The organism is Agrobacterium sp. T29, assembly GCF_006970545.1.
Taxonomy (GTDB): Bacteria; Pseudomonadota; Alphaproteobacteria; order Rhizobiales; family Rhizobiaceae; genus Agrobacterium; species Agrobacterium leguminum.
This window is the reverse complement of sequence record NZ_CP040640.1, coordinates 304,739-318,148: the sequence shown is the minus strand read 5'-3', so window position 1 is coordinate 318,148 and position 13,410 is coordinate 304,739. Positions and strand designations below refer to the sequence as shown.

Here is a 13,410-nt window from a genome sequence, read left to right as displayed (position 1 = left end):
AAGGTTTTATGCGTGGAGACGGGCGGTGAACGGGTTGACGATCTTCATCCGCCCGTCAACGGTAAGACCGTCATGCATGTCTTCCGAGAGGAATACGGTGCTTTCAGCCTCCAGGGCTGCTGCTACCATCAATGCATCATAGAAGGCGAAGTTATATTTATCGACAAGATCGACGGCGCTCGCATTTAACTGCACATCGAGTTCAACGACTGTCACAGCCATTCGACGGAGACCATCCAGCGATCTGCGGATTTCGCCCCATTTTTGAGGCCACTTCCGCCGGACTACACTGGCAAATTCATTGAATGCCTGAACGCTCGTCACATAAGGTTTCGAAACGATCTCTTGGGCCTTGGATGACCGTTCGTCATCCAGAAAGGCATAGATGAAGATATTCGTATCGAGAAAGGGCAAATGGCTCAACGCTCATTTGCCTCCTCGCGGTCGAATTTCCACCCGGGCGGTAGCTGCCAACGCTGAGCGCGAATATAAGACAGTATCTTTTCGCGCTCTTCCTGCGAAATAGAAGCAGACGGTTCCTGTGTCGGTACAGAAACATCCACCTCATCGCCTTCCTTGATATGCAAGGCTTCCGCGACATCCGCCGGAATGCGGACCGCAAGACTATCGCCCCATTTCGTGACACGCATGACGGTCTCCTTACTCGAAAGCGACTATAGCAAATTCCACGTTACAGAAAAATTATGTCTCATCCTCGCGCTTCACGCGGTATTCGCCCGTTTCCGGGTCCTTGATCAGCGTGCCGATGGCGCCGGTCTCGCGTTCCTTCTCGCGCTGTTTCGATTTCGCCGAGAGCTTTTCCGCATCGCGGACGAAGCGGCGGTATAGGATGACGGATCCCACCACCAGAAGAAGAATTGTAATGAGCTGCGCCATAAGGCTTTATTCCCGAGACATCATAGACCGAAACGCGACCACAATGCCTTTTCTTCGGCAACCTCCGCAAGCCCCGATACCGCACCGGCGGCCAGCCTTTCGGCATTCACGTCCAGAGCAGCATTGACGCCCGGCACCTTTTTACCGAACAAAGTGCGCCCGCCGCTGACGAGCTGGAGCTTGACCTTCTCACCGTAACGGCGGCGCAGAACCTCGCGCATGTCGCCCAGCCCGTCGATCAGGCCGAGGTCGAGACCGCGCATGCCGGTCCAGAACAGGCCGGAGAAGATCGCCTCGTCGCCCTTCAGTTTCGAGCCGCGGCGCATCTTGACCATATCGATGAAAACATTGTGGATTTCGACCTGAAGCGACTTCAGGTAATCGATATCGCCTTCCTTTTCCGGCTGGAAGGGATCGAGGATGACCTTGTTCTCGCCGGCCGTATAGACACGGCGTTCCACGCCGATCTTCTTCAGCATTTCCGGGAAACCGAAACCGCCGGAAACGACGCCGATGGAACCGACGATGGAGGTGGGGTCGGCGATGATCTCGTCGCCGGCAAGCGCGATCATATAGCCGCCGGAGGCTGCAACATCCTCCACGAAGATCAGGACTTTCTTTTCCTTTTCCTCGGCGAGCTGGCGGATGCGATTATAGATCATCCGCGCCTGCACCGGCGAGCCGCCGGGCGAATTGAGCGAAATGGCGACGGCCGGGGCATCCTTGACGGCGAAGGCCTTTTCCAGAAGCGGCGCATAGGAGGCGAGATTGAGGGCGGGGCGGAACTGGTTGCCGCCGGCCATGATCGCGCCGTGCATGCGCACCACCGGGATGACGAGCTCTTTTTTACGAAAGCGTTTCGGCACCAGATACTTCAGAAAACCCACTACTCAATCCTCGCAGCATTTATCCGTTCGTCAGGGATGTATGTATCGCCCCGGAAAACACAATGGTTGCGACCGGCGTAACGGCGATATTTATGACGCGGTCCGGATTGCCCTTACATTACGCGAATAGGCGGCGCGGCCATTGTTCAGGTCATCCACGAAGGGGGTGAAGGCATGGCTGTCGGTCTCATGCATGATGAGCGGCGCGCGGAAGGACAGCCGCGCCCGTGAACCCTTGATGGCGGTGACGAGCATGCGCACAGCATCCTCGCCAGGGCGCGGATGGATGAGGGTGATCTCGAGGCCGCCGAAACGGCTGCCGCAGGCGGCGATGATCTCCGCCACCGATTGCGGCCTTGAAATCAGGGAAAGCTGACCACCCGGCACCATGATCGCGCCTGCGGTCCTGATCCAGTCTTCGAACAGGCCATCGGTCATGGCATGCGCTTCGGCCTTCAGGGCGTCCGGCGTGCGGCGGTCGCCCGCATCGTTATAGGGCGGGTTCATGATGACGTGATGGAAATGATCGTCGGGCAAGCCCGCTTCGGCGCGTGCTTTCGCCCGCAGGGTCACATCGGCTTCGCGCACGCTGACGCGGGCAGAAAAAGCAGCATTCTCAGGCAATTCGAGGCTGCGGCGGGCAAATTTCGCCATTTCCGGCGAGCGTTCGTACAGCGTCACCTCGGCCTTTTCGAGCCGCGCGGCAACAGCAAAGCCCGCCGCACCCGCGCCCGCGCCGAGATCGGCGATCCGGCAGGCACGCTCATCCGCCACCAATGACGCCAGAAGCATGGCGTCCATGCCGGCCCGGTGTCCCCTGCCCTTCGGCTGGAGGAGGTGAAACCGGCCCCGATGAAAGGCGTCGATCGTTTCGGAAATGCCGTCGCCCACCGCCGCTCAAGCCTCTTCGTTGCGTAACTCGTCGCCGAGCCCGGCATCGATGAGAATGCGGCGGGCCTGATCGGCCCGATCTTCCTCCACCAGAAATCTTCGCGGCAAAAGACCGAGCGATCCTTCCAGAATGCTCATCGCCTGATCGGCGATGAGGCAGTGGATGCCGGCATCCCTCATCAGGCTTTCGGCGAAGGAGAGCAGCACGGCATCGTTGGTACGGATCAGTTCACGCATGGATAGACCTTAAATTCCCATCTTTTTGAATGGCTAGCGGCAATTCGCCCCTTGCCGCGCAAGGCGTCAGTTTTTATTGTCGAATTCAAATTCGAACTGGAGTCCTGTCCCTTGGGCGTCGTCATACCGCTTGAAGAAAGCAAAAACAAACTCGCATCCGTCAAGCCGCTTGTCGACCTGACCCGCCCCGATATGGAACGGGTGAACCAGCTTATCCTTTCCAAGGCCGGTTCCGATGTCCAGATGATACCCGAGGTGGCCAACCACCTCATCTCTTCCGGCGGCAAGCGCCTGCGGCCGATGCTGACGCTCGCCTCGGCCTCGATGTTCGGTTACGAGGGCGACAACCACATCAAGCTCGCCACCAGCGTCGAATTCATGCACACGGCAACGCTTCTGCATGACGATGTGGTGGATGAGAGCGATCTGCGCCGCGGCAAATCCACCGCCCGCACCATCTGGGGCAACCAGGCGAGCGTTCTCGTCGGCGACTTCCTGCTCGGCCAGGCGTTCCGCATGATGGTGGATGTCGGCTCGCTCGATGCGCTCGACGTGCTGTCCACCGCCGCCTCGGTGATCGCCGAGGGCGAGGTGCTGCAGCTTTCGGTCGCCAAGAACATGGAAACGACGGAAGACGATTATCTTCAGGTGATTCGCGCCAAGACGGCCGCCCTTTTTGCGGCGGCGGCGGAAGTCGGCCCCATCGTCGCCAAGACCGACAAGGCGACCCGCAGCGCGCTGAAATCGTACGGCATGAATCTCGGCCTCGCCTTCCAGCTTGTCGACGACGTGCTGGACTACGGCGGCAAGTCCGCCGATCTCGGCAAGAATACCGGCGACGATTTCCGCGAAGGCAAGATCACCCTGCCGGTCATCCTCTCCTATCGTCGCGGCACGCAGGATGAGCGCGCCTTCTGGCGCAATGCCATCGAAAAGGGTGAAAGCAGCGACGAGAACCTTGAAAAGGCGCTGGGCCTGATCACCAAATACAACGGTCTTGGCGATACGATCGGCCGCGCCACGCACTACGGCACCATCGCCCGCGATGCGCTCGCACCGCTGCCGCAGAGCCCCTGGAAAGATGCGCTTCTGGAAGTGATCGACTTCTGCATCGAGCGTCTGAACTGACGCCGCAGGCCGGACGAAAGGCGGATGGAAAAGATCATCCGCCCAGGGTTCCGGGCCAGCTTCTCCGCAAGGCGTGATTGTGGCCGGGGCCATAATTTCTTGCGGCGTTGCTTCAAAAAAGCCATTCTATCGTGACCAACAATGGAAACTGATTTTTCCGTGCTTCTGCACAAAGGCAAAGGTTCCCTCATGCGGCGTAAACCAGCACTCCGTCTTCTCTGCAGCGCGGCTCTTGCCGCTGCTCTCGCAATCGGCGCGGGTGCAAGCCCCGGCTTTGCGGAGACGAAGGCGACACCGGAAGACAAGGCCGTTACGTTCGATCCCGGCAAGGTGAACACCTTCTCCGGCGCCTTCCTCGCCGGGCGCAATGCCGATGTCGATCAGGATTATCCCACCGCGATTTCGCTTTACAAAAAGGCGCTGGAATTCGATCCCGCCAATACGGAAATCCGCCAGCGGCTGATGATCGCCGAACTTCTGAGCGGCAATTTCGAGGCCGGCGCCAAGATCGCCGATTCGATGAAGGACGATACCTCGGTGGAGCGCGTGACGACCATCGTGCGCGGTCTCGACGCCATCAAGGACAAGGAATTCGCCAAGGCCGAGAAGATCCTGAAATATACGGGTCCGAACGATCTCGACCGCATGGTCAACACGCTTTTGACGGCATGGGCGCGCGCCGGTTCCGGCAAGCCGAAGGAAGCGCTGGCGCTGGTCAACAATATGAAGGGCCCGGGCTGGATTTCGATCTTCCAGAAATACAATGCGGCGGCCATCGCCCTTGTTTCGGGCAATAACGAGGCCGCCCGCAAGAGCCTGAACGAAGCGGTGACGGACCGCGAAGGCGGGGCAACCGCCTCCGATACCTATATGCGCGCTGTGATGGCGCTTGCCCGGCTGGAGGCTTCCGCCGGCAACAAGCAGAAGGCGCTGGATGCGATTGCGGTCGGAGACACTTTCGCACCGAATTACGCGCCGCTGAAAGCGCTTCGCCAGTCCATCGAAAATGGTGAAAAGCCGGAACAGCAGATCACCAATGCGGTGGAAGGTGCTGCCAGCGTCATGTTCTCCATCGCCGGCGCGCTGAACCGCGAAGGCGCCGAAGAGATCGTGACGCTTTATCTGCAGACGTCGCGCGCACTCGATCCGAAGAGCCCGGATACGCTCATCCTTCTCGGCGGCCTTTCCGAAGCGCTGAAACAGCCTGACCGCGCCATTGCCTTCTATCGCGAGGTGCCGAAGGATTCGCCGATGTATCGCATCTCCGAGCTGCAGCTCGGACTGACGCTTGCGCAGACCGGCAAGGTGGATGAGGCGCGCAAGCACCTCAAATCCCTGCTCGAATCCGATCCGAAGGATATCCGTTCCTATCTCGCCTATGGCAGCGTGCTTTCGGACGCCAAGGACTACAAGGCGATGGCCGAGAACTACGACAAGGCCATCGAGGTAATCGGCTCCGTGCCGCAGAAATCCGACTGGTCCGTCTTCTTCCAGCGCGGCATCGCCTATGAGCGGCTGAAGGAATGGGACAAGGCCGAACCGAATTTCAAGCGGGCGCTGGAGCTGAACCCGGAACAGCCGCAGGTTCTGAACTATCTGGGTTATTCCTGGGTGGACAAGGGCATCAATCTCGATGAAGGCATGAAGATGATCAGCCGCGCCGTCGAGCTTCGGCCGAATGACGGCTATATCGTCGATTCGCTTGGCTGGGCACATTATCGCCTTGGCGCTTTCGATGAAGCCGTGACCGAACTGGAGCGGGCGATCGAACTGAAAGCCGGCGATCCGACCATCAACGACCATCTGGGCGACGCTTATTGGCGGGTCGGCCGCAAGATCGAGGCGGTCTATCAGTGGAACCGCGCATTGATCGGCGACAGCGACGACGTGGACAAGGCCAAGGTGAAGGAAAAGATCGCCAACGGCCTGCCGCCGGTGGAAAAGGATGCCGAAAATACCGCCAAGAAGGACGTCGCGCCGGTGCCGCCGGCTCCTCCGGCACCGGCACCGGCTGCCACTCCGGACAAGAAATCCTGACGCCGCATGCGCGGGCATGACGTATCCGGGGCCACCGAGACCATCGAGGCGGCCCCGGCCAAGATCAATCTGGCGCTGCATGTGACCGGCCAGCGAGCGGACGGGTATCATCTGCTCGAAACGCTGGTGACCTTTACCGAAGCCGGCGACACGATCCGTATTCGCGACGCCGATGCCGACAGTTTCTCCATCTCAGGCCCTTTCGGCGATCTTTTGCGCGCGGGCGATGGCGGCGATAACCTCGTCACCCGCGCCAGGGACCTGTTGCGCGATGCGCTTGCATCGACAGGTCAACCTGTACCCCCGGTCGCCATTCATCTTGAAAAGAACCTGCCGGTGGCTTCCGGCATCGGCGGCGGCTCGGCGGATGCGGCGGCGACGCTGCGGGGGCTTTTGCGGCACTGGCGTGCCGGGATCGCACCGGATGCGCTTGCATCCATGGCGCTGACGCTCGGGGCGGATGTGCCGATGTGCCTTGAGAGCCGATCCCTGATCGCGCGCGGCATCGGCGAGGACATCGAACCGGTCACCGACCTGCCGGAACTGGCGATGGTTCTGGCCAATCCGCTGAAGGCGGTCTCGACTCCGGAGATTTTCCGGCGATTGCAGACCAAGACCAATCCGCCCCTGCCCGCCTCTGCGACAATCGGCTGGATGGATTTTCTCGCCCAAAGCCGTAACGATCTGCAACCGCCGGCTCAGGCGCTTCTGCCGGAGATCGGGGAAATCGTTGGGTTGCTGTCGCAGGAAGGTGCTGCGCTTGTGCGCATGTCCGGTTCGGGGGCAACCTGTTTCGGGATTTTTCATTCCCTTGAAGCGGCCAGGAAAGCGGAAACATCGCTTCGGAAGAAGCGCCCCGGCTGGTATTTTCAGGCGACGCGGACCATTTGAGGATTGGAGCGGCGGGCCCGCCGCTCCCAGTTTTGTTTGAGCATCGGACTTTCCGAAAACCGCAATACACTTTTCGGTCCGATGCTCCCGGCATTCGAGGATAAGGCCATGGCAGGCGAAAGACCCTTCATTCCCCTTGGCATTGCGGTTTTGACCGTTTCGGACAGCCGCACGCTGGAGAACGACAAATCCGGCGATACGCTCGTCGCAAGGCTGGAGGAAGCGGGCCACAGGCTCGCAGCCCGCGCCATCGTGCCTGATGACAAGGCAGCGATTGCCGGCACGGTGCGCGACTGGACGCTCGCTGAAAGCGTGGATGTGGTAATCACCACCGGCGGCACCGGCTTTACCGGCCGCGATGTGACGCCCGAAGCGCTGGAGCCGCTGTTCGAAAAGCGCATGGATGGGTTTTCCGCCCTCTTCCACCGCATCTCCTATGACAAGATCGGCACCGCCACCATCCAGTCACGCGCGACCGGCGGCGTGGCGAACGCGACCTTCATCTTCGTGCTGCCCGGCTCGCCGGGTGCGTGCAAGGATGCGTGGGACAGCATTCTGAAAGCCCAGCTCGACTATCGCCACCTGCCCTGCAATTTCGTGGAGATCATGCCGAGGCTCGACGAGCATTTGAAGCGTGGGGCTGGGGGCGTTTAAAGAAAGATGAGAGAGGGATTTCAGGGTGGCTATTCACGGCGGACCGAAGGTGCGCGCGGCTTCACCCCCCTCTGCCCTGCCGGGCATCTCCCCCTCAAGGAGGGAGATCGGCAAGAGGCGCCACCGCCGCTTCATTCTATGTAGTTGAGATAGGCGAGACCTAACCGCGATTTGATCTCCCCCCTTGAGGGGGAGATGCCCGGCAGGGCAGAGGGGGGTGAACCCCACGCACCTCCGGTCCGCAGGCAATCCCGCCGAAAACCCCCATCACGCCAGATATTTCTTGAAGAACTCCGTCGTCCGGCCCCAGGCGAGATCGGCAGCCGCCTTGTCGTAGCGCGCCGAGGACGTGTCATTGTTGAAAGCGTGGTTGACGCCGTCATAGACGAAGATTTCAAAGGTCTTGCCGTTTTCCTCCAGCGCCTTTTTATAGGCATCGATGCCGGCATTGATGCGCTCGTCGAGACCCGCATAGTGCAAAAGCAGCGGCGCCTTGATGGCGGGCACATCGGTCGCCGGAGCCTGCTGGCCGTAATAGGCGACGCCGGCGTTCAAACCTGCCGATTTGGTGGCGAAACGGTTGACCAGCCCGCCGCCCCAGCAGAAACCGACTGCGCCGACCTTACCATTCGCCCCCTGCCGGGCCGCAAGCCACACCCGGCCCGCTTCGGCATTGGCGACGGTCGCGTCCATGTCGAGACCGCTGAACATCTGCCGCGCCTTCTCCTCATCGGCGGGCGTGCCGCCCTGCGGTGAGAGGAAATCGACCGCAAGCGCCCGGAAACCGGCGAGCGCGACCCGTCTTGCCACGTCACGAATATGGTCGTTCAGACCGCGGTTCTCGTGGATGACGATGACGGAGCCGATGGGGCCGGAAATGGATTTCGGTGTAACGAGGTAACCCTTCATCTCGCCGCCGGCGGCGGGATAGGTCACCTCCTCGGCGACGATCCTGTCGTCATCGGCCGCGATGACCGCCGCACGGGCACTGTTGGCCGAAAGAAGCGGGGCGACGGCCGCCGCCGCTGCACCAGACCCGGCCAGTACGGTGAGCTTTTCCATGAATTTGCGGCGATCGAGGCTGAGATGGGTATATTCATCGTAAGCGTCGATCATGGCCTGCGTGATCTTGGGCTTGTCCATCGCTCTATCCTCCTTGAACGCACGGATGCGGAAGGATAGCGCAGATCGCCCCGCGGGGAACGAGGCGGGGGTAAGCGGCGTCACACATTTGCGTGAGCGCCGCCAGCCAGTTTTCACATCAGGCGGCGAGGTCCACGACGATACGGCCGTCGATCTTGCCCTCTTCCATGCGGTGGAAGATATCGTTGATGTTTTCGAGCTTGTCCCACGAGAAGTGAGCCGCCACCTTGCCTTCGCCGGCGAAGGTCAGCGCCTCCTCCAGATCCTGCCGTGTACCGACGATGGAGCCGCGCACCGTGATGCGCTTCAGCACCGTGTCGAACACCGGAATGGAGATGAAGCCCGGCGGCAGGCCGACAAGCGCCATGGTGCCCTTGGAGCGCAGGAAGCCGTAAGCCTGCTCCATGGCCTTGGGCGACACCGCCGTCACCAGCGCGCCGTGGACGCCGCCGGTCGCCTTCTGAACCTGCTCCACCGCATCTGGCGCGCGGCCATTGACGGTGACATCGGCTCCGAGTTTCTTCGCAAGCGCCAGCTTGTCGTCGAAAATATCGGCGGCAACGACATGCATGCCCATGGCCTTGGCATATTGCACGGCCATGTGGCCAAGCCCGCCAATGCCTGAAATGACCACCCACTCACCGGGCCTGACCTCGGTTTCCTTCAGCCCCTTATAGACGGTGACGCCGGCGCAGAGCACCGGTGCGGCCGGGCCGAAATCGAGATTATCCGGCAGGCGGCCGACGAATTTCGGATCGGCGAGGCCGTATTCGGCAAAGCTGCCATTGACGGAATAACCGGAATTCTTCTGGCTCGGGCAAAGCGTTTCCCAGCCCGTGCGGCACGGAATGCAGCAGCCGCAGGCGGTGTAGAGCCAGGGCGTGCCGGCGCGGTCGCCTTCCTTGATGCCGGTGACACCAGCGCCGATCTTGGCGACATAACCGACGCCTTCATGGCCGGGGATGAAAGGCGGATTGGGTTTGACCGGCCAGTCGCCGGTTGCGGCGTGCAGATCGGTGTGGCAAATGCCCGTCGCCTTGTAGTTGATGAGAATTTCACCGGGGCCGGGATCCGGTATCGCCACTTCCTCGATGGTCAGCGGTTTTCCAAACGCGCGGACGACGGCTGCCTTCATTGTCTTAGCCATGACATACTCCCTAATCTCTGCTCGCCTGAAATCCTCGACGGCAGGCAGAGATTAACGGGGATGGGGCGTCATGGAATTGACCCATCGCAAATCGGAGCATTTTGCAAGGCGGGATTGTCTCACTTATGAGGCAACCTCACGGTGCTGATTTACTCCAGCGCCAACCATATGGCGAGCCATGCCCACAGGCAGACGACCAGCGCAAAGCCGATGCCGAACAATGCGCCACGCTGACGCAGGCGGTTGCTGGTGACGTGGACATAGGAATGGGCATAACGCGAGAGCACGAACAGCCATGCCAGAACGACGGTGACGATATTGTCCGCATCCGTGATGTAGAGCAGCAGGCAGGCGATGTGAAACAGCACCGGCAATTCGAATTGATTGGCGATGTTGCGGTTCACCAGATGGCTTTCGCGCGCCTCCTCGCCCCGGTCGCGCAGCTTGATCGCCGATTCGCGATCCTTGAAGGTGTATTTGTTGCGCCGGACGATCAGAAGCCCGTAAAGCCAGAAGACCAGAAAGACATGGGCGATCATCGGCCAGAACATTGCGGTCGTGGGTGACATGCTTTCTTCTCCAATCATGAAAACGCTCCCCGATCCGGCATGAATCGGGGAGCGCCAAATACTCAGTATCCTTTTACGGATTCGCCTCGAAAGATCAAACCGCGCCGGGGTAGTTCGGGCTTTCGCGGGTGATCGTCACGTCATGGGCGTGGCTTTCGCGCAGGCCGGCGCTGGAAATACGCACGAAAGTGGCGCGCTCCTGGAATTCCTTGATGTTGCTGCCGCCGACATAACCCATGGCGGCCTTGAGGCCACCTGCCAGCTGGTGCAGGACGCCGGAAACCGGGCCCTTGTAGGGAACCTGACCTTCGATACCTTCCGGAACGAGCTTCAGCGTGTCGCGCACTTCCGCCTGGAAATAACGGTCGGCGGAACCGCGCGCCATGGCGCCAACGGAGCCCATGCCGCGATAGGCCTTGAAGGAACGGCCCTGATAAAGGAACACTTCGCCCGGGCTTTCATCCGTGCCGGCCAGCAGCGAGCCGATCATGACCGCGGAAGCGCCGGCGGCGATTGCCTTGGCCAGATCGCCCGAGAACTTGATGCCGCCATCGGCGATAACGGGGATATCAGCCGCATTGGCCACTTCAACCGACGACATGATGGCCGCAAGCTGCGGAACGCCGACGCCGGCGACGATGCGGGTGGTGCAGATGGAGCCGGGGCCGATACCGACCTTGACGCCATCGGCGCCGGCATCGATCAGCGCCTTGGTGCCGTCGGCAGTAGCGACATTGCCGGCGATGATGCGAACCGAGTTCGACATCTTCTTGACCTGCGAAACGGCATCCAGCACGCGCTGCGAATGGCCATGCGCGGTATCGACGACCAGAAGGTCGACGCCGGCATCGATGAGGCGCTCTGCGCGCTCGATGGCGTCAGCACCGACGCTGATGGCGGCAGCGGCGCGAAGGCGGCCCTGCGCATCCTTGGTGGCGTTGGGGTTCAGCTGCGACTTCTCGATATCCTTGACGGTGATGAGGCCGACGCAATTGCCCTTGGCGTCCACAACCAGCAGCTTTTCGATGCGGTGCTTGTGCAGCAGGCGGCGCGCTTCCTGCTGATCGACGCTGCTTTCCTTGACCGTGACCAGGTTTTCGCGGGTCATCAGTTCGTAGATCTTCTGCTGCGGATCGGAGGCGAAGCGCACGTCGCGGTTGGTCAGAATGCCGACGAGACGGCCGTTCTTGTGGCCACCGGAACCGCCGTTTTCCACGACCGGAATACCGGAAATGCCATGCGCCTTCATCAGCGCCTGCGCTTCAGCAAGCGTCGCATCCGGGCCGATGGTGACCGGGTTGACGACCATGCCGCTTTCGAACTTCTTCACCTGCCGCACTTCTTCGGCCTGTTCGATGGGGGTCAGGTTGCGGTGGATGACGCCGATGCCGCCGGCCTGGGCCATGGCGATGGCGAGGCGGCCTTCGGTGACCGTATCCATGGCGGAAGAGAGGATCGGCAGGTTGAGATCGATATCGCGGGCGATGCGGGTGGCGATATTCGTCTGTCCCGGCATAACTTCGGAATGTCCGGGTTGCAGCAACACATCGTCAAATGTGAGAGCGTCCAAACCAGTGGGTGTTTGAATGATGCGTGCCATGACCAAATTCCTTCATACTGAAAATGCGTGGCCGTTCCGGAACGAAAAGTTCACCCCGGCGCCCTGCAAGGATTGCTTGGAAGTTGGCGAGGGCTGGTAACACGTTCATGACAGGAAGGGAATAGAAAAAACCCGGAATCGGCTTCCGGGCTTTTTCTGTTGCTGCATTGCAGCAGACGTTAGAGCCCATCGTGTGGATTCCTGTTCCACACGATGGGCTCTAACTGCTTGTTTTTATGCATGTCGTTATCGCAAAACCGCTTAACACTTTTGCGCAACATGCATCAGATGTCGAACTGATAGGATTTCGGCACGAAACGATAGCCGGTATCCAGCTTTTCCGCGTAACCGACCGCCGGGAAAGGCATGTGATACCCAAGGAAAGGCAAACGGTCGGTGGCAATCATGTCGTAGACCTTCCTGCGGGTCGCTGCCGCTGCTGCCTTGTCCATGTCGAACTTCACCTCCCAGTCCGGCCTCTGCAGCGAAAGGACAAAATGGTTGGCCGTATCCGCCGTCAGGATCAGCTGTTTGCCTTCCGATTCGACCCGGAAGATCATGTGCCCCGGCGAATGGCCGAAAGCAGCAATGCCGGTGATACCGGAGACCACATCGGCACCATCGCCGATGAAGGTCGCCTTTTCCGCCAGCGGCTTGACGTTGGCAATGACACCCTTGTGACCGCCTTCGGCAGGCGTGCCGACGCGCTTCTCATCCGTCCAGAAATCATATTCCGCCTGGCCGAACACGTAGCGCGCCTTGGAAAAAGCCGGAGCGCCCTTTTCCATCAGCCCGCCGATATGGTCGCCATGCATGTGGGTCAGCACCACCACGGTCACATCTTCCGGCGTATAACCGGCGGCCGCTATGCCCTCGATCAACCGGCCATTGCCCGCACCGCGCCCGGCTTCACCGAAACCGGTATCGAACAGCACGAGATCCGTGCCGGTATTGACGAGGACCGGCGAGAACGAATTGACGAATTGCTCCTTCGGCAGAAAATTGTCTTCCAGCAATTTTCCGACCGTCTCCGCCGACTGGTCGGTGCCGAAGGTCTCGCCGGGATTGGGGGCCGCGCGTGCACCATCCTTCACCACCAGCACTTCGAAATTGCCGAGCTTGAAGCGATTGGTTTCAGGCGGCATCGCGTGTTCTATCTCCATGGAGGTTTGCGGCTGGTTGGTCTGGGCCGTTGCCGTGCGCGCCATCAACAGCGGCGCACCGAGAACGCTTGCGCCCGCCGCACCGATGAGGCCGCGTCTGCTCATGCTCAAGGATTGGGTCATTATCTTTCTCCCGATATCGCCAACTGGCCGTGATCGCCAACTG

15 protein-coding genes are annotated in these 13,410 nt (G+C 60.6%); 4 read left to right on the top strand and 11 right to left on the bottom strand.

What is annotated here, in order from left to right; all coding sequences use genetic code 11:
- Window positions 1-6: 6 nt before the first annotated feature.
- The 6 genes from FGF54_RS01580 to FGF54_RS01555 all read right to left on the bottom strand — a co-directional run bounded on the left by FGF54_RS01580 (window position 7) and on the right by FGF54_RS01555 (window position 2,912).
- The gene (locus FGF54_RS01580; RefSeq protein ID WP_020813608.1) at window positions 7-423 is read right to left on the bottom strand and encodes a PIN domain-containing protein; all 417 of its coding nucleotides are present in this window, start codon (window positions 421-423) and stop codon (window positions 7-9) included.
- A complete protein-coding gene (locus FGF54_RS01575) occupies window positions 420-650 on the bottom strand; it encodes an AbrB/MazE/SpoVT family DNA-binding domain-containing protein (RefSeq protein WP_020813607.1) in 231 nt (76 codons plus the stop codon). Before FGF54_RS01575 ends, FGF54_RS01580 begins: the two co-directional genes overlap by 4 nt.
- Window positions 651-702: 52 nt before the next feature.
- Window positions 703-897, bottom strand: coding sequence for an NfeD family protein (locus FGF54_RS01570; RefSeq protein ID WP_020813606.1), 195 nt, complete (start codon window positions 895-897; stop codon window positions 703-705).
- Between the two features lie 20 nt (window positions 898-917).
- Window positions 918-1,784, bottom strand: a complete 867-nt coding sequence (locus tag FGF54_RS01565; protein ID WP_020813605.1) for a S49 family peptidase — start codon at window positions 1,782-1,784, stop codon at window positions 918-920.
- Window positions 1,785-1,874: 90 nt separating this feature from the next.
- Window positions 1,875-2,675 (bottom strand): tRNA1(Val) (adenine(37)-N6)-methyltransferase, encoded by an 801-nt coding sequence (locus FGF54_RS01560; RefSeq protein WP_142778734.1) that lies wholly within the window; start codon window positions 2,673-2,675, stop codon window positions 1,875-1,877.
- Between the two features lie 6 nt (window positions 2,676-2,681).
- On the bottom strand, window positions 2,682-2,912 hold the full coding sequence (locus FGF54_RS01555) for a DUF2007 domain-containing protein (protein ID WP_020813603.1): 231 nt from the start codon (window positions 2,910-2,912) through the stop codon (window positions 2,682-2,684).
- A 111-nt stretch (window positions 2,913-3,023) separates the two neighbouring features.
- Here FGF54_RS01555 and FGF54_RS01550 point away from each other — a divergent pair, with 111 nt between their 5' ends.
- The 4 genes from FGF54_RS01550 to moaB all read left to right on the top strand — a co-directional run bounded on the left by FGF54_RS01550 (window position 3,024) and on the right by moaB (window position 7,622).
- On the top strand, window positions 3,024-4,040 hold the full coding sequence (locus FGF54_RS01550) for a polyprenyl synthetase family protein (RefSeq protein WP_035261923.1): 1,017 nt from the start codon (window positions 3,024-3,026) through the stop codon (window positions 4,038-4,040).
- A gap of 189 nt (window positions 4,041-4,229) precedes the next feature.
- Window positions 4,230-6,077 carry a tetratricopeptide repeat protein gene (locus FGF54_RS01545; RefSeq protein WP_137002924.1) on the top strand — a complete coding sequence of 616 codons (1,848 nt, stop codon included), beginning with the start codon at window positions 4,230-4,232 and terminating at the stop codon, window positions 6,075-6,077.
- A gap of 6 nt (window positions 6,078-6,083) precedes the next feature.
- Window positions 6,084-6,968, top strand: coding sequence for a 4-(cytidine 5'-diphospho)-2-C-methyl-D-erythritol kinase (locus FGF54_RS01540; RefSeq protein WP_142778733.1), 885 nt, complete (start codon window positions 6,084-6,086; stop codon window positions 6,966-6,968).
- Between the two features lie 108 nt (window positions 6,969-7,076).
- Window positions 7,077-7,622 carry a molybdenum cofactor biosynthesis protein B gene (gene moaB / locus FGF54_RS01535; RefSeq protein ID WP_142778732.1) on the top strand — a complete coding sequence of 182 codons (546 nt, stop codon included), beginning with the start codon at window positions 7,077-7,079 and terminating at the stop codon, window positions 7,620-7,622.
- Window positions 7,623-7,889: 267 nt separating this feature from the next.
- On the opposite strand, the gene FGF54_RS01530 is transcribed toward moaB, so the two are convergent.
- From FGF54_RS01530 to FGF54_RS01505, 5 genes are all read right to left on the bottom strand, one after another.
- Window positions 7,890-8,765 carry a dienelactone hydrolase family protein gene (locus tag FGF54_RS01530; protein WP_142778731.1) on the bottom strand — a complete coding sequence of 292 codons (876 nt, stop codon included), beginning with the start codon at window positions 8,763-8,765 and terminating at the stop codon, window positions 7,890-7,892.
- Window positions 8,766-8,883: 118 nt separating this feature from the next.
- Window positions 8,884-9,912: an alcohol dehydrogenase AdhP gene (gene adhP, locus FGF54_RS01525; RefSeq protein ID WP_004432721.1), complete on the bottom strand. Its 1,029-nt coding sequence runs from the start codon at window positions 9,910-9,912 to the stop codon at window positions 8,884-8,886.
- Window positions 9,913-10,061: 149 nt separating this feature from the next.
- Entirely contained in the window at window positions 10,062-10,463 is a 402-nt protein-coding gene (locus FGF54_RS01520; RefSeq protein ID WP_035263190.1) for an MAPEG family protein, read from the bottom strand.
- 112 nt (window positions 10,464-10,575) lie between these two features.
- Window positions 10,576-12,081 carry an IMP dehydrogenase gene (guaB, locus tag FGF54_RS01515; protein WP_065654415.1) on the bottom strand — a complete coding sequence of 502 codons (1,506 nt, stop codon included), beginning with the start codon at window positions 12,079-12,081 and terminating at the stop codon, window positions 10,576-10,578.
- Window positions 12,082-12,365: 284 nt separating this feature from the next.
- A complete protein-coding gene (locus FGF54_RS01505; RefSeq protein WP_168207966.1) occupies window positions 12,366-13,367 on the bottom strand; it encodes an MBL fold metallo-hydrolase in 1,002 nt (333 codons plus the stop codon).
- Window positions 13,368-13,410: the final 43 nt, after the last annotated feature.